The sequence below is a fragment of the Castellaniella denitrificans genome (genome assembly GCF_027214045.1).
GTDB lineage: Bacteria > Pseudomonadota > Gammaproteobacteria > Burkholderiales > Burkholderiaceae_B > Castellaniella > Castellaniella denitrificans_A.
Genome location: NZ_JAPWHE010000003.1, coordinates 146,316 through 169,879, shown reverse-complemented (window position 1 = coordinate 169,879; position 23,564 = coordinate 146,316). Strand labels below are relative to the sequence as shown.

The window sequence follows — 23,564 nt, the reverse complement described above, 5'->3', positions numbered from 1 at the left end:
GGGAAGGGTATGGGTTGCAGCATGCCTTGCCCGCTCAGAGCAATCCAGATACAGTGCAGTACAGTATTGATGAACTGTACTGGTCACTCCAAACCGATGGACACGCCACCCCACCCTCATCCGGGCCGCACCGCCGGCATCATGCGATTCGTGCGCCAGCGCATCGCGGCCCGCGAATGGCCGCCCGGCGCGCGCCTGCCTTCCCTGCGGGGGATGGCGCTGCAGCACGGCGTGTCGAAATCCACCGTCGTCGAGGCCTACGACCGGCTGGCGGCCGAAGGCGTCATCCGCGCGCGCGCCGGCGCCGGCTTCTACGTCGCCGGTCCCCTGGCGCCGCTGGCGCTGGCCGAAATCGGTCCGCGCCTGGACCGCCAGATCGATCCCCTGTGGGTGTCGCGCCAATCGCTGGACCTCGGCGCCCAGGCCCTGAAACCCGGCTGCGGCTGGCTGCCGGATGACTGGATGCCCCGGGACGCCATCCGCCGCGCCCTGCGCCAGGTCGCGCGCGACCCCGACGCGCCGCTGACAGACTATGCGCCCGCCCTGGGCCTGCCGGCGCTGCGCAGCCAGATCGCCCGGCACCTGGCCGCGCGCGGCCTCACGGTCGATCCCCGGCGGATCCTGCTGACCGACTCCGGGACCCAGGCCGTCGACCTGCTGTGCCGCTTCCTGATCGAACCGGGCGACGCCGTCCTGGTCGACGACCCCTGCTACTTCAATTTCCTGGCGTTGCTGCGCGCGCACCGGGCCCGCATCGTCGGTGTGCCCCACACCCCCGACGGCCCGGACATGGACCGGTTCGAGGCCGCCCTGCGGGAACAACGCCCCCGCCTTTATCTCAGCAATGCCGGGCCGCACAATCCGACGGGCGCCCGGCTGTCGGCCGACAAGGCCCGACGCATCCGGGCGCTGGCCCACGTCCACGACCTGATCCTGATCGAGGACGACATTTTTGGCGACTTCGAATCCCGTCCCTCCGCCCGGCTGTCGACGGACGACGATCGCAGCCGTGTCGCCCAGGTCGGCGGTTTTTCCAAGACCCTGTCCGCCAGCCTGCGCTGCGGCTACCTGATCGCGCGCGAAGACTGGCTGGACGCCCTGGCCGACTTGCGCACCGCGACGACGTTTTCCGGCGCCGGCCTGACCCAGGCCGTCATCGCCCGGCTGCTGAGCGACGGCGCCTGGCAGGAGCACACGCGGCGGCTGCGCCAGCGGCTGGCGAGGGCCATGACCCGCGCGATCCGGCAGTTGAATGCGCTGGGCCTGCGGCCCTGGCACGAGCCCGAGGACGGGATGTTTCTGTGGTGCCGCCTGCCGGAAGGCATCGACGGCGCCCGCCTGGCCCAGGCGGGCCTGCAGCAGGGCCTGATGCTGGCGCCCGGCAATGTCTTCAGCCAGACGCAGGCGGCAGGCGCCATGATGCGCTTCAACGTGTCGCAGATGGACGACCCCCGTCTGCCCGACCGTCTGGCTACACTGATCAGGACCTGCCCGCGCTGAGCGCACCGAACCTCCATCCCGAAGAAAGACCATGCCTCCTCCGCCCGACACCGAAGTCCAGAACGCATTCCAGGGCTCTTTGCACGACCAGGTCGATGCGCTGCCGCACGCCTGGAAATCCGTGCTCGAGGCCCCTCATCTGAAGAAAGTCCTGGGCCGGCTCGACGCGATGCTGGCCGAACGGCTGGCCGCCGGGGTCCATGTCTTTCCCCTGCGGCCCTTCCGGGCGCTGATCGAAATCCCGCCGGAGGCGGTGCAAGTCGTGATCGTCGGCCAGGATCCCTATCATGGCCCGAACCAGGCACAAGGCCTGGCATTCTCCGTGCCCGATTTTTGCCCGACGCCGCCCAGTCTGCGCAACATGTTCAAGGAACTGGCCCGGGAATACGGCGAACCCGATCAGCCGCCACGCAACAGCCTGGTGCGCTGGGCGCGTCAAGGCGTGCTGCTGCTGAACACCTCGCTCACCGTCGAAGCCCACCAGCCGGCATCGCACGCCCGGAAAGGCTGGGAGCACATCACGGACGCCCTGATCATGCGGGTGCTGCGCGAGACCCGCCCGAAAGTCCTGTTGCTCTGGGGCTCGCACGCCCAGGCGCGCCGCGCGCTGCTGGACACACAGCCGCCGGCCGGACCGGTCGAAGTCCTGATCGCCAACCACCCCTCGCCCCTGTCCGCCCTGCGGCCGCCGCGCCCCTTCATCGGTTGCGGCCATTTCCGCCAGGCCAACGACTGGCTGCGGGCCCACGGGGAATCAGGCATCGACTGGATGCTGGCCCGCGCGCCCGCCGCCGCCCCCGGCTACGGCGGCTGACACGCCGGCCTCCGGATCCTCGGTCCACAGGCAGGCGCGGTCGCGGCCCGCATCCTTGGCCCGGTACATCGCCCGGTCGGCCCGGGCCAGCAGCGTGCCCAGGTCATCGTCCCCCCGAGGCGCGCAGACGACGCCGATGCTCACGCTCAAAGGCTCGCACACCTGGCAGTCGCATTGCCGCAACTGCTCCCGGATCCGCTCCGCCAGGCCCAGGGCGCCCTCGGCATCCATGTCCGGCGCCAGGACCACGAATTCCTCGCCGCCGATGCGCGCGCACAGGTCGCCCTTGCGCACGACGCGGCGAAGCACCCCCGCGAACGCGGCCAGCACCCGGTCGCCGGCCTCGTGCCCGCAATCATCGTTGATGCGCTTGAAACGGTCCAGGTCGCACATCAGCAGCGCGACGGTCCGCCCCTGGGCCCGGGCGTCCCGCAGCATGTCGCCCCCCTGTTCGTACAGGGCGCGCCGATTGGCCAGGTCGGTCAGGGCATCGTGCAGGGCCGCGTGGCGGTACCGCCGTTCCGAGCGCGCGCCCACCATCATCAGGACGGCGAAGGCCACGCCGATGAAGAACAGCATGCCCTCGAACACCGCCATCGGAAAGTCCGTGCGCAGCCGACCCGTCCCGGGTTCCGACAGGGACACCGCCACCATCCGGACGACGGTCAGCAGGCCATGCAGCAGCAGCATGCCGGACGGCAGGATCGCCAGCTTCGTATTCCCACCCTTGCCGCGCGGATCGAATCCCAGTTCCCACAAGGCCGCCCCGGTATAGGCCAGGGTCGGCAGGCCATACGCGATCCCGCGCGCGACCCCCGAGAACACGAATCCGGGCCATTGACAAACCGCGAACCAGGCCAGCGGGCCGGCCACGATCCACAGCCACAGCGGAGGCTTCCCGGAAAACGCCCGCAGGCCGGTCCACACGCAGGCATGGGCCAGGATCAGCAGGGCGCCGAAACGGCTCACCGATTGCTGCCAGGCGCTGCCCGGATCGGCCACACCCAGCAGGAAACCCACCCCCATGAGCAACAACGCGGCGCCGGTCCACCCCAGCGTCCGTTCGCGGCGTCCCAGCAGGGCCGCCGCCAGGATCAGGCCGCCCACCAGCAGCAGGATCGGTATTTCTGCGATCAGCAGGGTGCGTGCGTCCAGATGGCCCATCGGTCAGGTTCCCATGGAAGATAAGGCGGACACGTCCGCCGACTGGCGGACGCAGTCCCGCCCAGAGGCCTTGGCTTCGTACAAAGCCCGATCGGCGCAAGCCATCAGACTGTCCAGTTCATAGCCATCCGTCGAGGCGCAGGCGATGCCGATGCTCACGCTGAGGCGGCCGCCCGCCCGGGGGGCATGTTCCGCCAGGGCGCGACGGATCCGGTCCGCCAGGTCCAGCGCGCCCAGGGGGCCCATGTCCGGCGCCAGGATCACGAATTCCTCGCCACCGATGCGCGCGCACAGATCGGCCGCGCGCACCCGGGCGCGCAGGACGTCCGCAAACACCGTCAGGATCCGGTCCCCCGCGTCGTGCCCCTGTTCGTCATTGATGCGCTTGAACCAGTCCAGATCGCACATCAGCAGCGCCATGTCGCGGCCTTCGCGTTGCGCCTTCGCGAGGGTCTCCGCACCCAGATCGAACAGGGCGCGACGGTTGGGCAGCCGGGTCAGCGCATCGTGCAGGGCCGCATGGCGATACCGCCGTTCCGCGCGTGCGCGCACCAGGATCAGGACAGCGAAGGACAGGCTGATGGCGAACAGGATGCCTTCCAGCAGGGTCACGGTGAAATCCGGCCACAGCAGCCAGGACATGCCCGGCACCCGGACGGCCGACACCACACGATAGACATAGAACAGGCCGTGGGCGGCCAGCACGATCAGCAGGGGAAACACCGACCCCGCGTCCTCGCGCCGTTCGGGCCACAGCGTCCGGCCCGCCGCCGCGAGATAGGCGATCGACAGCAGGGAAAAGACCAGAAGCCGCGCGGCGTCCGAGGCCAGGAACCAGGGCCACAGGCACAGCGCGAACCAGACCGCCGCCCCCGCCAACAACGCCCACACGCGCATGGGACGGCCGACATAGCTCCGCAGGCTCGTCAAGATGCAGGCATACCCCGTGATCAGCAGCATGTTGGATAACACGATCACCGGATCCCGCCAGTCCGGGATCCCGCGCGCGGTGCTGACGACGAAACCCGCCCCGCCAAGCAGCAGGGCGCCCGACATCCACAGCAGGGTGCGATCGCGCCGCCCCTGGAGGGCGGCCAGCAGCATCAGCCCGCCCACGAGAAACAGCACGAAGGCTTCGACGATCAGCAGGGTGCGGGCATCCAGATTCAACATCGGGCCATCGTTTTGTTTTCGAGCCGGAAAGACCGGAATGTTTCAAAGCATTTCATGTCTGAAATGCCGATGATGATAGACGGAATAACCCTGAAATTTTAGATGACGATCGTGTCAATCCGGAGACGCGTCCAGCACCCGTTCGACGCCCTCGGCACCGGCCGCGTCCAGCCGCCCCGCCTGGCGGGCCAGGGCCAGGCCTCGGCGGCACAGGCGATCGTACAGATCCCGCATGTCCGGATCGACCGCCTGCAAGGCCTGGCGGTGCAGACGCACCGTTCCCGCGTCCCCGCGCGACACGGGGCCGGGCATGCCGGCCGCCACGCCGCTGCGCGCGAGAGACTCCAACGTGCCTCGCAGGAGCGGCAGCAGCGCATCCAGGGCCTGCTGTTCGGTCGCCCCCCAGGACCGCCACAGACGCACCGCCTCGGCCAGCAGGGCATGGACATGCTGGGACGCGTAGCCGCCCGACGCGTGATAGCGCACGCGCGCCTCCGGCGGCAGGGTCAGGCCGACGCAGCCCAGGCGGCGGGCCAGGTCATGCAGCACGGCATCCAGCGGCGGCCCCGCCTCGATGGCCACGGTGCAGCCCGGCAGGCTGGCGAGCGCCGCCTCGGGATCGGCGCCGAAAGCCTGCATGGGATGAAAGCCGCCGATCCGCGCCCCCGCATCGGCGGCGGGCCGCAGCGCGGCGACCGGCGTGGCGCCGCTGCAATGCGCCACCGACTGTCCCTCACGCCAGGGCACGGCGCGCGCGATCTCCGCAATCAGGCCGTCGGGCGGGGTCAGGAACACCAGATCGCAGTCCCGCGCCACGGCCTCGACATCGCCGACCCGGCAGTCCGGCAGCGACCCCGCCAGGGCCCGGGCGCTGGCCTCGGACCGGCTGGCGACCCCGACGACCGGGACGCCGGCCGCCCGCAGGGCCAGGGACAGTGCCCGCGCCAACCGTCCCGCGCCAATGAAGCCGATCCTCGGTGCGCGCAAGTCGGGCGGCGGACACGCCACAGCCTTCGATCCGTTCGATTCGCCCATCCCGTCTCCTCCTGCCGATCCGTCATGCCCCGATCTTTATAATTGTAGGCTTGCGCGCCGCAAAACCCGGCGTTCCGACCCGCTTTCCATCCATGCCCCGGCCCACCTCGAACCCTCTGTCCATTTCCAGCCTGACCGCGCCGGTCGCCATGGGCTACGTGCCGCTCGGCGCGGTCTTCGGCTTTCTGTTCGTGCAGGCCGGCGGCTCCGGCTGGCTGGCCCTGGCCGCCAGCCTGCTCATCTACGCCGGCGCCGCCCAGTTCATGATGGTGCCGATGCTGGCCGCGGGCCTGCCGGTCGGCGCCATCGTCCTGGCGACCCTGGTGCTCAACCTGCGCCACGTGTTCTACGGCCTGTCGCTGCTGAACACCCTGCCGGCCAGCCGCTGGCGGCGCTGGTACTGCATATTCGCCCTGACCGACGAGACCTATTCCGTCCTGACGGCGCTGCCCGCCAGGGAGCGGGCGCCACGCATGACCCTGATCAGCGCCCTGAACCAGGGCTGGTGGGTGATCGGCACCGCGCTGGGCGCCATGCTGGGCGCCCAGGCGCAGGTCGGCCTGGCCGGGCTGGATTTCGTGCTCGCGGCGCTGTTCGCCGTCCTGGCCGTCGAGCAATGGCGCGCGCGACGCGACGCGGTCCCGATCTGGATCGCAGCCGCCGCCTACGCCGCCGGCTGCCTCCTGATGCCGTCCCAGGCCCTGGCCATCGCCATCGCGCTCAGCCTGCTGGCCGCCGCGGCGCGGCCCGCCCGGCCCGCGCCGGCCACGGGGGCCGCCCATGACTGACACCGGCTACATCCTGACCGCCATCGCGTTGATGGCCCTCGTGACGATTCTGCTGCGCGCCCTGCCCTTCATCGCCGGCCACTGGCTGCGCCGCCACCCCCTCGTCCACAAGCTCGGCGCCTCCTTGCCCTTGTCGATCATGGTCCTGCTGCTGATCGACAGTGCGGCCGGCCAGGCGCGCGCACGCGGGGGCCTGCCCTGGCAGGAAATGGCCGCCGTGGTCGTGGTGGCCCTGCTGCAATGGCGCACGCGCCAGACCCTGCTGAGCATCGCCGCCGGAACTGCGCTTTACGTGGGGCTGCGCGCGCTGTAGGCCCTACAATCGGGGGATCGCCCCCTTATTCCAGGAGCCCGCCCCATGCCCAGCTTTGACGTCGTCTCCGAAGTCGACAAGCACGAACTGACCAACGCCGTCGACCAGGCCAACCGCGAACTCGCCACCCGTTTCGATTTCAAGGGCACGGACGCGAACTTCGAACTGGAAGGCTACGTCGTCACCCAGGTCGCGCCCAGCGCCTTCCAGCTCAAGCAGATGATCGACATCCTGCGCGGACGCCTGTCGGCTCGCGGCATCGACGTGCGCTGCATGGACGTGGCCGAACCGCTGGAAAACCTGGGCGGCGCCCGCCAGAAGATCACCATCCGCCAAGGGATCGAACAGGCCGTGGCGAAAAAGCTCATCGCCGCCGTGAAACAGGCCAAGATCAAGGTCGAGACCCAGATCAACGGCGACAAACTGCGCGTGTCCGGCAAGAAGCGCGATGATCTGCAAGAGGTCATCGCCCTGCTGCGCAAGACGGACGTGGAACTGCCGCTGCAGTTCCAGAACTTCCGCGACTGACGCCCCCGTCGTCCCCGGCCGGATCGCCGGCCCCAGGCGACCGATGGGGCTTTCCCGGCCTTCCACGTATTGTGCGATCCGCACCGATGGACCATAATATGTGCATGTTGAACATGCTCGGAACGCCATCGTGACCGCCCTCCGGAACACCGCGCCCGCGCCGGACGCCGTACTGGCCAAGGCCGTCCTGCGGGCCGCCGAACAGCTCGGCCTGCGTCAGGCGGGGCTGGCGGACGTCCTGGGCATGCACCGCACCGCCATCAGCCGGATGAAGACCGCGCAGTCGCTGGACCCCGCCTCCAAGCAGGGCGAACTGGCCCTGATGCTGGTGCGCCTGGCGCGCGCCCTGTACGCGCTCACGGGCGGCGACGTCGAATGGATGCGGCATTTCATGCGCGCCCCGAACCGTGTCACGGGCGGCGTGCCGGCCGAACAGATCGCCACGATCCAGGGCCTGATGACGGTCCTGCGCTTCGTGGACGCGATGCGGGGCAAGATTTGACCGCGCACAGGAGCGACTTCGGCCCGGAGACCGGGCCCGGCGACGGCGGCCTGTGGCGTGATTGCGGGGGTGGGCGCGGCATCGTCCCCCTCCAGGGGCTGCTGCACCGCCTGGTCGAAAGCCAGGAACACGTCGCCACCCTGGGCTATGTGGACACGCTGGAGGAACAGGCCGTCCTGGAGGCCCTGCTCGACAGCGTCAAGCCGCCCTGGCCCGCCGACAGCGGGCGTCTGCATTACCTGCTGCGCACGCCATTCCGCTACCCGCCGCTGCCCTGGGGATCGCGCTTCGGGCGGTCCCACGAGCCCAGCCTGCTGTATGGCGGCCGCGACCTCGGCGCAACACTGGCCGAATCCGCCTATTACCGCTTCGTGTTCTGGTGGTCCATGGATGCGCCCCCGGCGGGGGACGCCATCCAGAGCCAGCACACCCTGTTTTCCGCCGGCTACCGCACGGATCGCGGCCTGCGGCTGCAGGATCCGCCCTTCGACGCCCACCGGGCCGCACTGACCGATCCCGTACGCTACCGGGCGACCCAGGCGCTGGGGACCGACATGCGCGCGGCGGGCGTCGAGGCCTTCGAATACCCGTCGGCGCGCGACCCGGCGCAAGGACTGTGCGTCGGCCTGTTCACGCCACGGGCGCTGGCCGGGAAGACCCCCCGGGACATGCGCCCCTGGCTATGCCAGCTGAGCGCCCGCGAAGTCGCGTTCAAGCCGGTCGGCGACCGCGCCGTCCACACTTACCCGCTCGACGCGTTCCTGGTGGATGGCCGGCTGCCCATGCCCGCTTGATGCGGGCCCGGGCGGCTATCAGGCAGCCAGGGCCAGAATGGCTTCCTGGGCCTGGGCCAGACCGCGCTCGCGGCTTTCTGGGCCCATGTCCATGCCTTCCGCACGCACCACGCGGATGTCGGTCACCCCCATGAAGCCGAAGATCGTCTTCAGATAGCTTTCCTGGTGTTCCATGGCGTTGCCGGCGTCGCTGGTCGAATACACGCCGCCGCGGCTGAGCGCCAGGATCACGGTCTTGCCGCCGAGCAGGCCGACCGGGCCTTTCTCGGTGTACTTGAAGGTGCGGCCCGCCTGGGCCACGCGGTCCAGCCAGGCCTTCAACTGGGCCGGGACGGTGAAGTTGTACAGCGGCGAACCGATCACCACGACGTCGGCGGCGATCAACTGGGCGACCAGCGCCTCGGACAGTTCGTTTTCACGGCGCTGGATGTCGGTCAGAGCCTCGTCCGACGGCGGCAGGCGGAAGCCCAGCGCGTCCAGCGACAGGGGGGCGGGCGCCTGCAGGGCCAGGTCCAGGTATTCCACGTCCAGGCCGGGGTTCGCGGCCTTCTGCCGTTCGACGATCTTGCGCGTCAGGCCGCGCGTGACGGAATTCTGGCCGGAGATGCTGGAATCGATGTGCAGCAGTTTCATGATGGGTCCCGTTCGGATGACAGATTGGAGAAGGGAATCATTGTCCATTACACAAAGATCATTGATAAGATGCCTTTAAAAGCATAGATTTTTCTATTTTTGAGATGAATTGACCATGCACGACCTGAACGACATGCGCTATTTCGCCGAAGTCGTGGACCATGGCAGCTTCTCGGGTGCGGCCCGGATCCTGGAACTGCCGACCTCGCGGCTGTCGCGGCGGATCGCCCGGCTGGAGGCCGAACTGGGTGTGCGGCTCCTGAACCGCACCACCCGCAAGCTGTCCCTGACGGCGGCCGGAGAGCAATACCATCGGCATTGCGTCGCCGTGCGCGACCAGGCCGACCAGGCCCAGGCCGAACTCGCCCGGATACTGACCGAGCCGCGCGGTCCTCTGCGCGTGTCCTGCCCCGTGACCCTGGCCCAGGCCACCATCGGCCCCCTGATTCCCGATTATCTGGCGCGCCACCCCAAGGTGCGCCTCGAAATGCAGGTCAGCAACCGCGTGGTCGACCTGGCCGAGGAAGGCGTGGACGTCGCCCTGCGGGTCCGCCCGACCCTGGACGACAGCGGCAGCGCAATCATCAAACGGCTCGGCCTGAGCCACGGCCTGCTGGTCGCCAGTCCGGCACTGCTGCGGCGCCACGGCCGTCCGGAGCAACCCGCCGACCTGGAACGCTTCGACGCGGTGGGCATGTCGGCGACGGGCGGCAAGGTGCGTCTGAGGCTGCTCGGTCCGCAGGGCGCGCGGCACGAGGCCGCCTGCCGCCCCGCGTGCGTCGCCGACGACCTGATGACGCTGCGCTTCGCCATCCTGGGCGGTGTGGGCGTCGGCATGCTGCCCGACTACATGTGCCACGAGGACATCGCCCAGGGGCGGCTCGAGCGCATCCTGCCCGACTGGTCGCTGGTGTCCGGGATCGTGCACGCCGCCTACCTGTCGCGGCGCGGCATGTCGCCGGCGCTGCGCTCCTTCCTGGATTTCCTGGGCGAAAAACTGGCGCGGGACCCCGAGGGCGATCTGGTGGGGGTGTCGCCGCTGCGACCCGCCAATGGGGCGCCAGCCCCGTCTCCGGCCAACCCCCCGGAGACGGACTGATCTGGCGTTCACCCCGCCCCGTGGTTTATCCTGCCTTATTGACCGGATGCCATCCCGGCCCCGGTCGCGCCAGGAGCCTGCCGATGTCCTTCCAAGGAAGCTGCCACTGCGGCGCCGTCCGATTCACCATCGACGCCGCCCTCCCCACCCAGGCCATCGAATGCAACTGCTCGCATTGCCGCATCAAGGGCATGCTGCTGGCGTTCTTTCCCGTCGACCAGTTCCATCTGGACCAGGGCGAGGACGCATTGCAGTCCTACCGCTTCAACACGCACAAGATCGAGCACCAGTTCTGCCGGACCTGCGGCACCCAACCTATGGCGCTGGGCGCCCTGCCCGACGGGACCCTGTCTCGCTGCATCAACCTGCGCTGCGTTCCCGAGATCGATCCGGACACCCTGAAGCGCATCCCCCACGACGGCGCCAGCCGCTGACCCGGCGCGAACCGGCCTACGCCGCCCCCAGCATTCCCATCTCCACGACCCGCGCGCCCAGGTCGCGCCAGCGCTCGGGGTGGCAGGTGAACAGCAGGATCTGGTGGCGCTGCGCCGCGTCGAACAGGATGCGCTTCATGCCGTCCAGGCGCGCGTGGTCGCTATGCACCAGGGCGTCGTCCAGGATGATGAGGGTGGGCCGGCCCGCCTCGCGCAACAGATCGGCGTAGGCCAGGCGGCTGATCAGGCCCATCTGCTCGCGCGCGCCGAAACTCAGGGCATCCACCGCCTCGTGCACCGCGCCGTCCGCCCCCGTGCGGACCAGCCGCTCCGGCAGCAGGTCCTCGTCCACGTCCAGCCGCGCCTGCGGAAACAGCAGGTGCAGATAATGGTTCAGATGCCGCTGCAGGGGCGCCTGGATGCGGCGGGTCAGCGCCTGGCGGCCGGTTTTCAATAATTCCAGCAGCAAGTCCAGGGCTTCGGCCCGGCGCCGCAGTTCGTCGCGGCGCCGGGCGATGAATTCCGCCTCGCGGGCCAGGTCGGCGCGCTGTTCCTCCAGGCCATGCGCACCCAACGCTTCCAGCCCGCTTTGCACCCGGATGGCTTCCTCGCGGCGTTCCTTGGCGGCCTGCTCCATCTGGACGGCGGTGCGATCGAACCGTTGCACGTCCTGCTCCAGAATCTCCGGACGGGCCTCGGCGATCCGCGCGTCCAGCGCGTCCAGCAATTGCCGCACAGCCAGTTCCCGCGCCTGCAGCGCCGCCAGACGGGCGATGAGTTCCCGCTCCTGCCGCTGACGCTCCGGCGCCTGGACCGCGTCCCGGAGCCGCTGCCATTCGGCCGCGGCCGTGCGGCCGGCCTGTTCCGCCAGGACCAGCGTCTGCGCATGCCGGGCTGCCTGACGTTCGGCAGCCTGCAGCCTTTCGCGCACGGCGGCCAGTTCGCGTTCGGCCCGGGCCTCATCGAGCGGTCCGGCGGCGGCCCCGGCGATGACCCGCTCAGGGCTGAGTTGAGCCGTGCCCGCCCCGGAATCCGTCTCGGCTGGATCCTGAGGCAGGGCCGCCAGCGATTCGGACAGGGTCCGCAGTGCTTGCTCGACCAGCGCCAGCCGGTTCGACACGGCATCCACGCCCTGCGGCGCCAGTCCGCCCAGGCGGGTTTCATGCAGCTCGATCTCTTGCCGCAGGGTGCGGGCCTGTTCGACCCGATCTTCGGCCTGCCGCAAGTCCGCCGCCCCCAGGCCGGCCAGCAATGCATCAAACCGGGCACGAGTCTCCTGGCGGCGACGCGCCAGATCGGCCAGATCCTCGCCTCCGGGCCGGATGTGCAGGCGGCCGATGCCCGGCACGTCCAGTGCGACGGGTTCCAGCAGCAGGCGTTCGCCGCGGCCAGACAGGGACTCGTCCCCCGCCTGGACATGCTGCTGCGGCAGCAGATCGTAGGCCAGCCGTGTGGCGGCGGACTGCCGGACCGCATCGAGTTCGGCGAGCGCCCGGTCCAGCGACCGCAATTGCTTCAAGGCCGCCTCGTCCAGCCGGATGCCCTGCAAACGGGCGCGCAAGGCCTGCACGCGCGCCTGCAAGGTTTGCGCCTGTTCCAGGTCGGCCGCCAGCCGGGCCTGTTCGGCCGTCAACCGGTGCAGATCGGCCGCCAGCACGGCGCGCTTGGCTTGCCGGCGCGCCATCGTCAGACGGGCCTCGGCCATCCGGTAGGCCGCCTGCGCCTGTTCGACCTGCGCGTCGATCCGCGGCCGGTCGGCCTGCAATTCGGTGACCTGGAGCCCGGTCGCATCCCGATCCCGGGCACGCTGTTCCAGGTCCTGGTGCTGGCGTGCATAGGCCGCCTGCTGATCCCTGCCATGCTGCAAACTGGCGACACAATGCTCGAGATCCTGCGCCTCGCGCGCCCGGGCCTGGCACCAGCCCTGGACCTCGGTCAGTCTCGCCTGGGCGTCCACGGCCTGCCGGCGGTAGGCCTCCCAGGGCCTGCCCTCGTCCTCGGCTTGCAAGCGGCGCAGTTCGGCCAGCCGGTCCACCTGCTGGCGATACGCGGCGATGTCCCGATCGAGTTCCGTCAGGCGCGCCCCGGCGTCCTCATGCTGCCGCAGGACCTCGGCGTATTCCCCGGTGGGGCGCCCCGTCGACGTCAGCAGCTTGGCGCGTTCGGTCTCGACCCGGGCGATCAGCGCATCCCCCGCGCTGCTGGCGATGTCGCTCAGGTGCTCGCCCAAGGCGGATTTCAGATAATTGCCGGCGTAGCCCACCGGACCGCGCAATTCCTGGCCCTCGCCCTGCTCGATCCACAGCAGCCCCGGCACGCCCCAGTGCGGCGCCTTGCTCGGCCCCTTGCCGGGGAATTGATAGCCTAGCCATTCCGCCAGTTTTTCCTCGGCCTCGTCGCCGTTGAAACGCCGGGCGCCGATTTCCAGATCGCAGCGTTTCTGCTTCAAAAACCGTTTGCTGAGTTTCCAGTGCACGCCCTGCCATTCGAATTCCAGCTCCACGCTGGGCGCGGCGGACGTATCGCCCCAGGGCTGCAGATCTGCAGCGCCATTGGACTTGAAACGCTCGAAGAACGCCGCGCGGATCGCCCGCACCAGCGTGCTCTTGCCGGATTCATTGGGGCCGGCGAACAAATTGATGCCGGGTTCCAGGTCGCGGATTTCCACTGGTTCGCGGAAACGCCGCAGTTGTTCGACCCGCAGGCGCAAGAGTCTCATGACGCCTCTCCCGCGTCCTGGCTCAGCAGACCGGCCAGGACCGCCAGCGCCTCGCGCGCCGTGTCCGCGCCATCGGCGGCCGCATCCTGCCGCTGGCGCAGTTGCGCGATCACCTCGCCCACGTAGCCGTCGGCCCGCAAGGCGGCCATGTCCTCGTCGGTAGGTTCCAGCCGCAGACCCGCCCGATGGACCTGCAGGCTGCGGCAGCGCCCCTGGGCCACGGACAGCGCCTGGTCCAGGCGCCTCGCATCCGCCAGGTCGAGGGCGCCGCTCAGCGTCAGGTCCAGCACGGACTCTGGCGGCAGGCTGTCCAGGCGTCCGACGAGCAGGTCCAGGTCGGACGCGACCGACAGGATTTCGTCCCAGGCCAGCCAGCGGTAGCGGCCGATCTCCATGGGCTCCACCACCGGCGTCTGGCCGGGGCCCGGCACGTCCACCCGCACGATCCGGCCCGAGCCGTTGTCGCGGAAGCGTTCCGGCTCCGGCGTGCCGCTGTACACGGTGCGCGCGTCCACCTGCTTGAAGCCATGCCAGTCGCCCAGCGCCAGATAATCCAGTCGCGCGCGCGCCGCCCGGTCGGCGGCGATCGGATTAGGGGAATCGATGTCCTCGGCCAGGAGGCCCTGGACGCTGCCGTGGGCCAGGCCGATGCGCGCCAGGCCCTCGGCCGTGTCCGCCGCGTCAAACCACGCGGTCAAGTCGCCGTGCGTCTGGCGCTGGGTCAGGGGCGCGGCCAGCACCGCGAACCCGAGTTCGGGGAACGCGCGCACGCCCGGTTCCAGCAGCAGGTGCGCGTGGGGCGGCACCGCGCCCAGGCGCTGCGCGCGGGTCCAGACGCTTTCGGCCAGGGCGGCGTCGTGATTGCCGGGAATCAGGATCCAGGGGCCTTCGTAGCCGCGCAGCGCATTGAACAGGCGCCGGATGGTGCGGTCGGACACCGTCTGGGCATCGAACACGTCGCCCGCCACCAGCACGGCGTCGACCCGGTCGCGCGCGGCCAGCGCGGCGATGCGTTCGACCGCGTCATAGCGGGCCTCGGCCAGGACCGTGGCGTCCTCGGGAGCGAAACGGCCGTACTGGCGGCCGATCTGCCAATCGGCGGTGTGCAGGAATCTGGGCATGGCCGGGATATTGACACCGACCCCGGCCCGGAGTCAAAGCGCGGACGACCCGCGCGGGACCGCGTGGCGGTCCGGTCCGCCGTCTATTTGGCGAACAGCTGGCCCAGGTCCTTGAACGCCTTGAACTCCAGGGCGTTGCCACAGGGATCGAGCAGGAACATGGTGGCCTGTTCGCCGACCTGTCCCTTGAAGCGGACATAGGGCTCAATGACGAACTTCGTGCCGAAGGACTTCAGGCGCTCGGCCAGGGCTTCCCACTGGTCCCATTGCAGAACGATGCCGAAGTGCGGCACCGGCACATCGTGGCCGTCGACCGGATTGGTGTGGGCGCTTTCCTGGGACGGCGTGCGGGGATGCTCATGGATCACCAGCTGGTGGCCATAGAAGTTGAAATCCACCCACTGCGCGCTGGAGCGGCCTTCCTCCAGACCGAAGACCTCGCCGTAGAATCGGCGGGCGGCGGGCAGGTCGTACACGGGAATGGCCAGGTGGAACGGGGACAGGCTCATGGGAACTCCAGAAGGGAGACAGGGAATATCCAGATGGTATATCTGAAAGGATTGTAGGGGCGGCCGCGAAACCGCGCCATCCCCGCCCCGCGCCGGCCATCGGTCCGGCTCCCGGAAAGTGGACGGGTTTATGATGCCGGCTTGATGCCATCTCCCCAGACTCATGAACCGCGCTTCCACCCCGCTCGTCCGCCCTGTCTCCGCACGGAGGCCGCGTTGAGCCCGTCCCGCCCCGCCCGCCACCCCGCCTGGGGCATCGCCCTGGTGGCACTGATCGCCCTGGCGGGCCTGTTCTACGTGAAATGGTCGCCGTACTACGACCGCGCCTTCACGGCCGCACAGACCCATTCCATCGGCGCCTCCATCCTGACGGGCGGCCAGGCCGCGCCGCCCGCGCCCTCGCTGCACGCCGCGCTCGACTACGCCAAGGCCTACGGACTGGCCATCTGGAAGGCCCTGCTGCTGGGGCTGCTGCTGGGCTCCGCCATCCAGACCCTGCTGCCGCCCCGCTGGATCGAACGCTGGCTGGGTCGTCCCGGCGCCAGCGGCGTCGTGACGGGCGGCCTGCTGTCCATCCCCAGCATGATGTGCACCTGTTGCGCCGCCCCCGTGATCACCGGGCTGCGCCACTGCCGCGCCGCGCCGGGCAACACGGCCGCCTACTGGCTGGGCAACACCATGCTCAACCCGGCCACCCTGGTCTTCATGGGCTTCGTCCTGGGCTGGCACTGGGCTGGGCTGCGTCTCGCACTGGGCCTGGCCATGGTGCTGGGCCTGGGCTGGGCGCTGAACCGCATGGACAAGACGGACAGCACGCCCGCCAACGACACCGACGCGGCTGCCGCCGGAACCGATCCCGCGTTCTTCCTGCCGGGCCAGGTCCTGCGGCGCTGGGCGCGGGTCTTCGCCGGCATGGCGCTGCGGCTGCTGCCCGAATACCTGATTCTCGTGCTGCTGCTGGGCGCGGCCCGCGCCTGGCTGTTTCCCGTGCTGGACTTCAGCATCGACAACAGCCTGATGTGGGTCGTGGGCGCAGCTCTCGTGGGCACGCTGTTCGTCATTCCGACCGCCGGCGAAGTGCCCATCGTCCAGGCCCTGCTGGCGCTGGGCGTGGGCGTGGGACCGGCGGCCGCGCTGCTGGTGACCCTGCCGCCGGTCAGCCTGCCGTCGCTGGCCATGGTCAGCCGGTCGTTCCGGCGCGCCGAACTGGCCGTCCTGGCACTGGGCGTCGCGGGGATGGGTGTGCTCGCCGGCGGCCTGGCGATCGCGCTGGGGTCCGGTGTTTAGAGCAGTACGGCCTGGGCGAGCTTCTGGATGGACAGCGGCGCGCAACCCTCGGCATCGTTGCTGACGGTCACATAGGCCGGCTGGCCCGCGCCCGTGATGCCGCGAATGGCGCGCGCCAGTTCGGCGCGGGTGTGGGGGTCCTCGCTGACGAGGGTGTCGAACGGCGCATGCTTTTTCTGCGCGTCGGCATAGCCGTACGCGCCAAACACGCGGTTCAGGCTCCAGCGGCAGACCAGCGGGCCCGGCCACAGCGCGCGCAGCATCGGCAGTTGCGCCCCGATCGGCGGCATCTTGCCATGCAGACCCAGACAGAACGTGGCGCCATGCGCCTTGAGCGTGTCGGCCAGCGCCGGGCCCAGCAGTTCCGGATCACGGACTTCCACGGCGACGATCACGGCGGGATGCCCGGCCAGGGCCTGCCGGACGGCGGCCAGCATCAGCCCCAGCCTGTCCAGCAGCGGCGCGGGGCGTCCAAGCCAGCCCAGGGGCAACGGACTCAACTGGAAGACGAGCACGCCGAGCCGGTCGCCCAGCCCCGTGGACGCCGGCCGCACGAAGTGTTCGACGGCCAGGCGCGGGTCGAGGAAGTCCGGATTGGGCTTGAGCGCCTTGCCCGTTTCGCCGCGCACCTGGGCGTCGGTGACGAGGGCCGGACATTTGACGACGAAACGGAAATCGTCATCGACCTGGCCCGCGTAAGCGGCATACTGGCCCGCCGTCAGCGGACGCCAGAAGGCACGGTCCACGCATACCGTGCGCAGCAGCGGATGCCGGTGATAAGCGCCCAGGCCGTGCCTGGACAGCACGCCCGGACTGTACTCGCCGTCCCAGACCAGGCCGTCCCAGCCTGGGTAGGACCAGGTCGAGACCCCGAAACGCAGCGGTGCCGGCAGTCGCCGGGCCAGCGCATGCCAGTCTTGCGCAACGGGCGCGGGACGCACCCTGGACGGGCGCCGCGGCGCGGAGGACGGCGGGGTCGCGGAAGACGCCGCATCCGCCGGCAGTCCGTCCGGCGGCAAGGAAACAGCCGCTCCGAAAAGATCGCCTTGCATGCTTGTCTCATCGTCAGTGTGACAGGCGACAGCGTACCTCACCGCCGCGCAGGCGTCGGCACATCCTATGCCGCAGCCATCGTCGAGACACGGTAGCGGCTGGGGTTGGCGCCGGCAACCTTCTTCATCAGCCGCCGCAGCGCGGTGGCGTCCTGGTAGCCTACCGCCTCGGCCACTTGGTCCACCGTCATGCGACTGCCTTCGAGCAGCACACGGGCTCGCCGTAGGCGCACGCTCTGCACCAGCGCCAGCGTGCTCTTGCCGGTGGCCCGGCGGATGCGACGCGACAGGGTGCGCTCCGACATGCAAAAGGCCTGAGCCAGCGCAGCCACGCTGGGAGGCGCCGGCAACGCGGCCTCGATGCGCGCGACGAGCTGCGTGACCAGGCTGTCGCCATTGGCCAGCACCTCGGCCACGATGTAGGGCGACTGCGCCTGACGGCCGTCGATCAATAACACGCGGGAGACCGCATCGGACAGCGCGCCGACGCCTTGGCCACGCAGCAGGTGCAGCATCAGGTCGGTCTGCGCGAAAGCGGCACCGGCGGTGATGATCGGGCCGTCGGCGCAGACCATGCGGTCCGCATCGACCACGCAGCCAGGCGCGAGGCGCTGCAGCAGCGGCGCATGCCACCACGAGGTGGTGGCGCGGCGCCCCTCCAGCAGTCCGGCCGCCTGCAGCAGAAACACCGAGGAGCACGATGCGGCGACGCGCCCGCCGCCCTGCACATGGCGCGCGATGCGCCGCGCCAGCGCTGCGGTGTCGGGGCGGGCCAGCCGCTGGGTGACGGCGGCGGCGGTGTTCAGGCCCAGGCCGGGCAGCACCCAGGTGGAGCGGTCATCGCGTACGCGAGCGGGCAGCCGCGCCGCCTCGACTTGCATGCCGCCCTGCAACCGCACCATGCCGCCTTCGGCCGAGCACAGCCGCCAGCGCGGCGCAGGCAGGCCGAGGCGCGGCGCGATAACCCGGGCGGCGTTCAGGATGTCGAGTGTGACGGCAAGGCTGCTGGCGTAGGCGTCGTCCAGCGCCAGGACGGTGAAATCGTGCATGTCGGATAAAGCCTTGAAAAAGACAAAACAGACACTGCCATTCTGCATGCGCCAAGGCTCCAATACCAGTTTCTCCGCCCAAAAAAAGGACACCCCATGACGACCGACCGCAGGCTGGACCAAGATGACTCGCTGGACGATTTCACGCCCCGCCGCATCACGCTCGACTGCGTGGAAAAGCGGGTGCACGTGGCCGGCAGCGGCCCGGCGGTAATCGTGATGGCCGAGATGCCCGGCATCAGCCCGCACGTGGCGCGCTTCGCCCGCTGGGTGCGCGATGCCGGCTTCACTGTCTACATGCCCTCGCTCTTCGGGCGCGACGGCGCTGTGCCAGGTGTGGAGGAAGGCGTGGCGGTTTTCAGACGCGCCTGCGTCAGTGCCGAGTTCCGCGCCTTCGCTGCCAACGAGTCGCACCCGGTCACGCAATGGCTGCGCGCGTTGGCGCGGCAGGCGCATTCCGAATGCGGCGGGCCGGGCGTGGGCGCGATCGGCATGTGTTTCACCGGCAATTTCGCGCTGTCGATGATGCTGGAGCCCGCGATGCTGGCGCCGGTGATGTGCCAGCCCTCGCTGCCGATGGACAAGCCGGCGGCGATGAACATCGACCCCGAGGAACTGGCGGCCGTGGGCGAGCGCATGCAGCGCGAGGCGCTGACGGTGCGGGCCTACCGCTTCGAGGGCGATCGCCACTGCCGAGCCGAACGCTTCGCCGCCTTCGCGCAGGCGCTGGGTGACCGTTTCGTGGCACGGGTGCTGCCCGACGACGCGGCCAACACGGTGACGCCATCCTTCTTCGCACAAGTGGTGGCCAGTCCGCACAGCGTGGTGACGGCGCATCTGATCGACGAACCGGGCCAGCCGACCGTGGCGGCGCGCGACGAGATTCTGGGCTTCTTCGCGCAGCGTCTGTTGAAAGGCTAGATGCCGTCGTCACGAGCCGTTGAGCCAACGGCATGGAAAGCCGGAATGGAGCGGGTGATGGGAATCGAACCCACGCTTGAGGCTTGGGAAGCCGCCGTTCTACCATTGAACTACACCCGCATCGATGGAGATCGATGACAGCAGGGATTCATTGGTAAAATCAAGACTCACCAAATCCCTTGCAGCCCGGCATTTTAACAGCATTTTGAACCCATCCAAATCCCCCCCGCCCGTCGTGACGGCCCAGACTCCGTCGGGCAGCACGCACATCCGCAGCTTCGTCCACCGCCGCGCCCACATCACCCCCAGCCAGGAGCAGGCGATCGCCGAATGGCTGCCGCGCTGGTCGATCCGCTACCAGGACACGCCCATCGACCTGTCGGCGGCCTTCGGCCGGACGGCGCCCGTGATCCTGGAGATCGGCTTCGGCATGGGCGAGACCACCCAGAAGATCGCCCAGGCCCGTCCCGGCGACAATTTCCTGGGGGTCGAGGTCTTCAACGCCGGCGTGGGCGCGCTGCTCAAGCGCATCCACGACAACGGGCTGGACAACATCCGCATCATCCAGCACGACGCCGTCGAGGTGCTGCGTGACATGATCGCGCCGGGCTCGCTCGCCGGCGTGCACATCTACTTCCCCGACCCCTGGCCGAAAAAACGCCACCACAAGCGCCGCCTGATCCAGCCCGCGTTCATCGAACTGCTCGCCGGCCGCATGGCGCCGGGCGCCTATCTGCACTGCGCCACGGACTGGGAACACTACGCCCAGCAGATGCTGGAAGTCCTGTCGGCGGCGCCGTCACTGCAAAACACCTGCGCGGACTACGCGCCGCGCCCCGACTACCGCCCGCTGACCAAGTTCGAGAACCGCGGCCTGCGGCTGGGCCACGGAGTCTGGGACCTGATCTTCACGCGGCGCCCCATGGCGGACGCCGCGCCCGCACCGGAGACCCCCTGATGTATCCCGAGATCGAGCCCTACGCGCAAGGCTTCATGGACGCCGGCCACGGCCACCGCGTCTACTGGGAGCTGTGCGGCAACCCCCAGGGGCGGCCGGTGGTGTTCCTGCACGGCGGCCCGGGCGCGGGCTGCTCGCCCACCCACCGCCGCCTGTTCGACCCCGAACGCTACAACATCCTGCTGTTCGATCAGCGCGGCTGCGGCCGGTCCACACCGTCGGCCGAGATCGAGCACAACACCACCTGGGATCTGATCGCCGACATCGAGCGCCTGCGCACCGAAGTCCTGCACGCCGACCGGATGGTGGTGTTCGGCGGTTCCTGGGGCTCGACCCTGGCGCTGGCCTACGCCGAGACCCACCCGGAACGGGTGAGCGCCCTGATCGTGCGCGGCATCTTCCTGTTGCGCCAGGCGGAACTGCGCTGGTTCTACCAGGAAGGCGCGTCCTGGCTGTTCCCCGACCTGTGGGAAAACTACCTGGCCCCGATCCCCGAGGCCGAGCGCGACGACCTGATGGCCGCCTACCGCCGCCGCCTGACGGGCGACGACCCCCAGGCGCAACTGCGGGCCGCGCACGCCTGGACCCAATGGGAAAGTCACACCATCACCCTGCTGCCCAATCCGGCGCATCACCAGGCGCACGCCGCCGACCAGGCGGCGCTGGCCTTCGCCCGCATCGAAAATCATTATTTCGTGAACCGGGGCTTCATGGAAGAAGGCCAGTTGCTGCGCGACGCGCACAAGCTGGCCCGCATCCCGGGCGTGATCATCCAGGGCCGCTACGATGCCTGCACGCCGGCCAGATCGGCCTGGGACCTGCACCGCGCCTGGCCCCAGGCGGAATTCCACATGATCCCGGACGCCGGCCACGCCTTCGACGAACCCGGCATTCTGACGCAATTGCTGGCCGCCACCGACCGCTACGCGGGCGATTGAGGAGACCGACGCCATGAGCCTGAACATCCTGCTGAACGGCACTGACACCGCCCTGGACGACGTGCGCACCGTCCACGACCTGGTGGTCCACCTGGGCTACGAAGGCAAACGCATCGCCGTGGAACGCAACGGCGACATCGTGCCCCGCAGCCAGCACGCCCAGGCCCCGCTGGCCGATGGCGACCGGATCGAGATCGTGGTGGCGGTGGGGGGCGGCTGATTGCAGACGTGGCATACTTTCACCCGTCATCGCATCGATAAAAGCCCCCCATGCAAGGTCACCCCGAAGTCATCGCCTACCTCACCCGGCAACTGCGCAGCGAACTGGCCGCGCGCGACCAGTATTTCCTGCACTCGCGCCGCTATCAGGACATGGGCCTGAGCAAACTGCACGCCCGCAGCGATCATGAAATGCAAGAGGAAACCCAGCACGCCGACGCGCTGCTGCAACGCCTGCTGATGCTCGAAGCCGAGCCCGACATGCGCCCCGACGCCTTCACGGCGGGAACGGATGTGCCCGGCATGCTGCGCGCCGATCTGGAACTGGAATACGAAGTGCGCGCATCCCTGCGCGAGGGCATTTCGCTCTGCGAGGCCCACGGCGACTACGTCACCCGCGACCTGCTGCTGAAGCAATTGCAGGACACCGAGGCCGACCACGCCTACTGGCTGGAAAAGCAGCTGGGCCTGATCGAGAAGATCGGCCTGCGGAACTACCTGCAGTCGCAGACCTGATCCGGCGAGGATCAGCGAAAGCCGCCCCGGCCGAATCCGCCCAGGCCCTTCATCCCGCCCATGGCGCGCATCATCTTCGCCATGCCGCCTTTTTTCATCTGCTTCATCATGCCCTGCATCTGCTCGAATTGCTTGAGCAGGCGGTTGACCTCTTGCACCGGGACGCCCGAGCCCGTGGCGATGCGACGCTTGCGCGAGGCCTTGATGAGTTCGGGCCTGGCGCGTTCCAGCGGCGTCATGGAATTCAGGATGCCTTCCGTGCGGGCCATCTGCTTTTCCGCCTGACCGCCCTGGACCTGGGACGCGGCCTGGGCGAACTGCGCCGGCAGCTTTTCCAGCAGCGAACCCATGTCGCCCAGTTTCTTCACCTGTTGCAACTGGTCGCGAAAATCGTTCAGATCGAAGCGTTCGCCGGACTTCATGCGCGCGGCGAGTTTCTGCGCCTCGGCGATGTCGATGTTCTTCTGGGCCTGCTCGACCAGCGACACGATGTCGCCCATGCCCAGGATGCGCTGGGCCATGCGTTCGGGGTGGAAGGACTCCAGCCCGTCGAGCTTTTCGGACACGCCGACGAATTTCAGCGGCTTGCCGGTGATCTGGCGCACCGACAGCGCGGCGCCGCCGCGCGCGTCGCCGTCCAGCTTGGTCATCACCACGCCGGTCAGCGGCAACGCGTCCGAGAACGCGCGCGCCACGTTGACCGCGTCCTGGCCCTGCATGGCGTCCACCACGAACAGGGTTTCGATCGGCGAGAGCAACTGGTGCAGCGCGCGGATCTCGTCCATCATGGCCTGGTCGATGCCCAGGCGGCCCGCCGTGTCGACGATCAGCACGTCGTAGTGGTGGCGCCGGGCATGGTCCAGGGCGTCGCGGGCGATGTCCTGGGGCTTTTGCGTGGGCTCGGTCGGCAGGAAATCGACCCCCACCTGGGCGGCCACGGTCTTCAACTGATCGATGGCGGCCGGGCGGTAGACGTCGGCGCTGACCACCAGCACCTTTTTACGGCCGGTCTTGCGGCCGTGCTGGACGTGATTGCCCTCGGACAGCCATTTCGCCAGCTTGCCGGTGGTGGTGGTCTTGCCCGCGCCCTGCAGGCCGGCCATCAGGATCACGGCCGGGGGCTGCGTCGCCAGGGACAGTTCGCCCGCCTCGGCGCCCAGGTCGCCGCCCATCAGGGCGGTCAGTTCTTTATGCACCACCCCGACCAGCGCCTGGCCCGGGTTCAGGCTGCCGGCGACTTCCTGCCCCAGGGCGGATTCCTTGACCCGCGCCACGAAATCGCGCACCACCGGCAGCGCCACGTCGGCCTCCAGCAGCGCCATGCGGACCTCGCGCAGCATCTCCTGGGTGTTGGCCTCGGTCAGGCGGGCCTCGCCGCGCATGGTCTTGACGACGCGCGACAGGCGGGATGTCAGGTTATCGAGCATGATGCCGTATCCGTAAAACTGGTTGATCCGTCGGCCAGCGCATAAAATGGATGCTTTTGGGGGCGCGGCCT

The 23,564-nt window shown here is 69.3% G+C and carries 25 protein-coding genes and 1 tRNA gene; 15 read left to right on the top strand and 11 right to left on the bottom strand.

Features of this window, described 5'->3' with window-relative positions:
• Nucleotides 1–96: 96 nt before the first annotated feature.
• Both O4H32_RS06620 and O4H32_RS06615 read left to right on the top strand, forming a co-directional pair.
• Nucleotides 97–1,500, top strand: coding sequence for an aminotransferase-like domain-containing protein (locus O4H32_RS06620; protein WP_269357776.1), 1,404 nt, complete (start codon nt 97–99; stop codon nt 1,498–1,500).
• A gap of 31 nt (nt 1,501–1,531) precedes the next feature.
• Entirely contained in the window at nt 1,532–2,314 is a 783-nt protein-coding gene (locus O4H32_RS06615; RefSeq protein ID WP_269357774.1) for a uracil-DNA glycosylase, read from the top strand.
• Here O4H32_RS06615 and O4H32_RS06610 read toward each other — a convergent pair.
• From O4H32_RS06610 to O4H32_RS06600, 3 genes are all read right to left on the bottom strand, one after another.
• On the bottom strand, nt 2,255–3,478 hold the full coding sequence (locus O4H32_RS06610) for a GGDEF domain-containing protein (RefSeq protein WP_269357772.1): 1,224 nt from the start codon (nt 3,476–3,478) through the stop codon (nt 2,255–2,257). The two genes, O4H32_RS06615 and O4H32_RS06610, sit on opposite strands and share 60 nt — an antisense overlap.
• A 3-nt stretch (nt 3,479–3,481) precedes the next feature.
• Nucleotides 3,482–4,651 (bottom strand): GGDEF domain-containing protein, encoded by a 1,170-nt coding sequence (locus O4H32_RS06605; RefSeq protein ID WP_269357770.1) that lies wholly within the window; start codon nt 4,649–4,651, stop codon nt 3,482–3,484.
• A gap of 114 nt (nt 4,652–4,765) precedes the next feature.
• A complete protein-coding gene (locus O4H32_RS06600) occupies nt 4,766–5,686 on the bottom strand; it encodes a Rossmann-like and DUF2520 domain-containing protein (protein WP_269357768.1) in 921 nt (306 codons plus the stop codon).
• A 92-nt stretch (nt 5,687–5,778) separates the two neighbouring features.
• Here O4H32_RS06600 and O4H32_RS06595 point away from each other — a divergent pair, with 92 nt between their 5' ends.
• The 5 genes from O4H32_RS06595 to O4H32_RS06575 all read left to right on the top strand — a co-directional run bounded on the left by O4H32_RS06595 (nt 5,779) and on the right by O4H32_RS06575 (nt 8,611).
• The gene (locus tag O4H32_RS06595) at nt 5,779–6,474 is read left to right on the top strand and encodes an AzlC family ABC transporter permease (RefSeq protein ID WP_269357767.1); all 696 of its coding nucleotides are present in this window, start codon (nt 5,779–5,781) and stop codon (nt 6,472–6,474) included.
• Nucleotides 6,467–6,787, top strand: a complete 321-nt coding sequence (locus O4H32_RS06590; RefSeq protein ID WP_269357765.1) for a branched-chain amino acid transporter permease — start codon at nt 6,467–6,469, stop codon at nt 6,785–6,787. The genes O4H32_RS06595 and O4H32_RS06590 overlap by 8 nt, the downstream gene beginning before the upstream one ends.
• Nucleotides 6,788–6,832: 45 nt before the next feature.
• A complete protein-coding gene (locus O4H32_RS06585; protein ID WP_269357764.1) occupies nt 6,833–7,315 on the top strand; it encodes a YajQ family cyclic di-GMP-binding protein in 483 nt (160 codons plus the stop codon).
• A gap of 130 nt (nt 7,316–7,445) precedes the next feature.
• Nucleotides 7,446–7,817, top strand: coding sequence for an MbcA/ParS/Xre antitoxin family protein (locus tag O4H32_RS06580; RefSeq protein ID WP_269357762.1), 372 nt, complete (start codon nt 7,446–7,448; stop codon nt 7,815–7,817).
• Nucleotides 7,814–8,611 carry an RES family NAD+ phosphorylase gene (locus O4H32_RS06575; RefSeq protein WP_269357760.1) on the top strand — a complete coding sequence of 266 codons (798 nt, stop codon included), beginning with the start codon at nt 7,814–7,816 and terminating at the stop codon, nt 8,609–8,611. Before O4H32_RS06580 ends, O4H32_RS06575 begins: the two co-directional genes overlap by 4 nt.
• A gap of 18 nt (nt 8,612–8,629) precedes the next feature.
• Here the strand turns inward: O4H32_RS06575 and O4H32_RS06570 are convergent, their stop codons facing one another.
• Nucleotides 8,630–9,244: an FMN-dependent NADH-azoreductase gene (locus O4H32_RS06570; protein ID WP_269357758.1), complete on the bottom strand. Its 615-nt coding sequence runs from the start codon at nt 9,242–9,244 to the stop codon at nt 8,630–8,632.
• A gap of 115 nt (nt 9,245–9,359) precedes the next feature.
• Between O4H32_RS06570 and O4H32_RS06565 the strand changes: the two genes are divergently transcribed.
• Together O4H32_RS06565 and O4H32_RS06560 are read left to right on the top strand one after the other, a co-directional pair.
• Nucleotides 9,360–10,343 carry a LysR family transcriptional regulator gene (locus O4H32_RS06565; protein ID WP_269357757.1) on the top strand — a complete coding sequence of 328 codons (984 nt, stop codon included), beginning with the start codon at nt 9,360–9,362 and terminating at the stop codon, nt 10,341–10,343.
• An 83-nt stretch (nt 10,344–10,426) separates the two neighbouring features.
• Nucleotides 10,427–10,777, top strand: a complete 351-nt coding sequence (locus tag O4H32_RS06560) for a GFA family protein (RefSeq protein WP_269357756.1) — start codon at nt 10,427–10,429, stop codon at nt 10,775–10,777.
• Nucleotides 10,778–10,793: 16 nt separating this feature from the next.
• Here the strand turns inward: O4H32_RS06560 and O4H32_RS06555 are convergent, their stop codons facing one another.
• The 3 genes from O4H32_RS06555 to O4H32_RS06545 all read right to left on the bottom strand — a co-directional run bounded on the left by O4H32_RS06555 (nt 10,794) and on the right by O4H32_RS06545 (nt 15,126).
• Complete coding sequence (locus tag O4H32_RS06555; RefSeq protein WP_269357755.1) at nt 10,794–13,496, bottom strand: AAA family ATPase; 2,703 nt, start codon at nt 13,494–13,496, stop codon at nt 10,794–10,796.
• Nucleotides 13,493–14,617 (bottom strand): metallophosphoesterase family protein, encoded by a 1,125-nt coding sequence (locus O4H32_RS06550; protein WP_269357754.1) that lies wholly within the window; start codon nt 14,615–14,617, stop codon nt 13,493–13,495. The genes O4H32_RS06555 and O4H32_RS06550 overlap by 4 nt, the downstream gene beginning before the upstream one ends.
• 83 nt (nt 14,618–14,700) lie before the next feature.
• On the bottom strand, nt 14,701–15,126 hold the full coding sequence (locus tag O4H32_RS06545; RefSeq protein ID WP_269357753.1) for a VOC family protein: 426 nt from the start codon (nt 15,124–15,126) through the stop codon (nt 14,701–14,703).
• A 216-nt stretch (nt 15,127–15,342) separates the two neighbouring features.
• Here O4H32_RS06545 and O4H32_RS06540 point away from each other — a divergent pair, with 216 nt between their 5' ends.
• Nucleotides 15,343–16,413, top strand: coding sequence for a permease (locus O4H32_RS06540; protein WP_269357751.1), 1,071 nt, complete (start codon nt 15,343–15,345; stop codon nt 16,411–16,413).
• On the opposite strand, the gene O4H32_RS06535 is transcribed toward O4H32_RS06540, so the two are convergent.
• Both O4H32_RS06535 and O4H32_RS06530 read right to left on the bottom strand, forming a co-directional pair.
• Nucleotides 16,410–17,465: a DUF72 domain-containing protein gene (locus O4H32_RS06535; protein WP_269357749.1), complete on the bottom strand. Its 1,056-nt coding sequence runs from the start codon at nt 17,463–17,465 to the stop codon at nt 16,410–16,412. The two genes, O4H32_RS06540 and O4H32_RS06535, sit on opposite strands and share 4 nt — an antisense overlap.
• 65 nt (nt 17,466–17,530) lie before the next feature.
• The gene (locus O4H32_RS06530; RefSeq protein WP_269357747.1) at nt 17,531–18,514 is read right to left on the bottom strand and encodes a GlxA family transcriptional regulator; all 984 of its coding nucleotides are present in this window, start codon (nt 18,512–18,514) and stop codon (nt 17,531–17,533) included.
• Between the two features lie 96 nt (nt 18,515–18,610).
• Here O4H32_RS06530 and O4H32_RS06525 point away from each other — a divergent pair, with 96 nt between their 5' ends.
• A complete protein-coding gene (locus O4H32_RS06525) occupies nt 18,611–19,435 on the top strand; it encodes a dienelactone hydrolase family protein (protein ID WP_269357746.1) in 825 nt (274 codons plus the stop codon).
• Between the two features lie 46 nt (nt 19,436–19,481).
• Here the strand turns inward: O4H32_RS06525 and O4H32_RS06520 are convergent.
• Nucleotides 19,482–19,555: transfer RNA gene (locus O4H32_RS06520), tRNA-Gly, on the bottom strand.
• A 4-nt stretch (nt 19,556–19,559) separates the two neighbouring features.
• Between O4H32_RS06520 and trmB the strand changes: the two genes are divergently transcribed.
• Genes trmB through bfr form a run of 4 tightly spaced genes read left to right on the top strand, consistent with a single transcriptional unit; the run spans nt 19,560 to nt 22,066 of the window.
• Complete coding sequence (gene trmB / locus O4H32_RS06515) at nt 19,560–20,393, top strand: tRNA (guanosine(46)-N7)-methyltransferase TrmB (protein ID WP_407932621.1); 834 nt, start codon at nt 19,560–19,562, stop codon at nt 20,391–20,393.
• Nucleotides 20,390–21,331: a prolyl aminopeptidase gene (gene pip / locus O4H32_RS06510; RefSeq protein WP_269357921.1), complete on the top strand. Its 942-nt coding sequence runs from the start codon at nt 20,390–20,392 to the stop codon at nt 21,329–21,331. Before trmB ends, pip begins: the two co-directional genes overlap by 4 nt.
• A 19-nt stretch (nt 21,332–21,350) precedes the next feature.
• Complete coding sequence (gene thiS, locus O4H32_RS06505; protein WP_269357920.1) at nt 21,351–21,551, top strand: sulfur carrier protein ThiS; 201 nt, start codon at nt 21,351–21,353, stop codon at nt 21,549–21,551.
• A 50-nt stretch (nt 21,552–21,601) separates the two neighbouring features.
• Nucleotides 21,602–22,066 carry a bacterioferritin gene (gene bfr / locus O4H32_RS06500; protein WP_269357744.1) on the top strand — a complete coding sequence of 155 codons (465 nt, stop codon included), beginning with the start codon at nt 21,602–21,604 and terminating at the stop codon, nt 22,064–22,066.
• An 11-nt stretch (nt 22,067–22,077) separates the two neighbouring features.
• On the opposite strand, the gene ffh is transcribed toward bfr, so the two are convergent.
• Nucleotides 22,078–23,493, bottom strand: coding sequence for a signal recognition particle protein (gene ffh, locus O4H32_RS06495; protein ID WP_269357743.1), 1,416 nt, complete (start codon nt 23,491–23,493; stop codon nt 22,078–22,080).
• Nucleotides 23,494–23,564 lie beyond the last annotated feature (71 nt).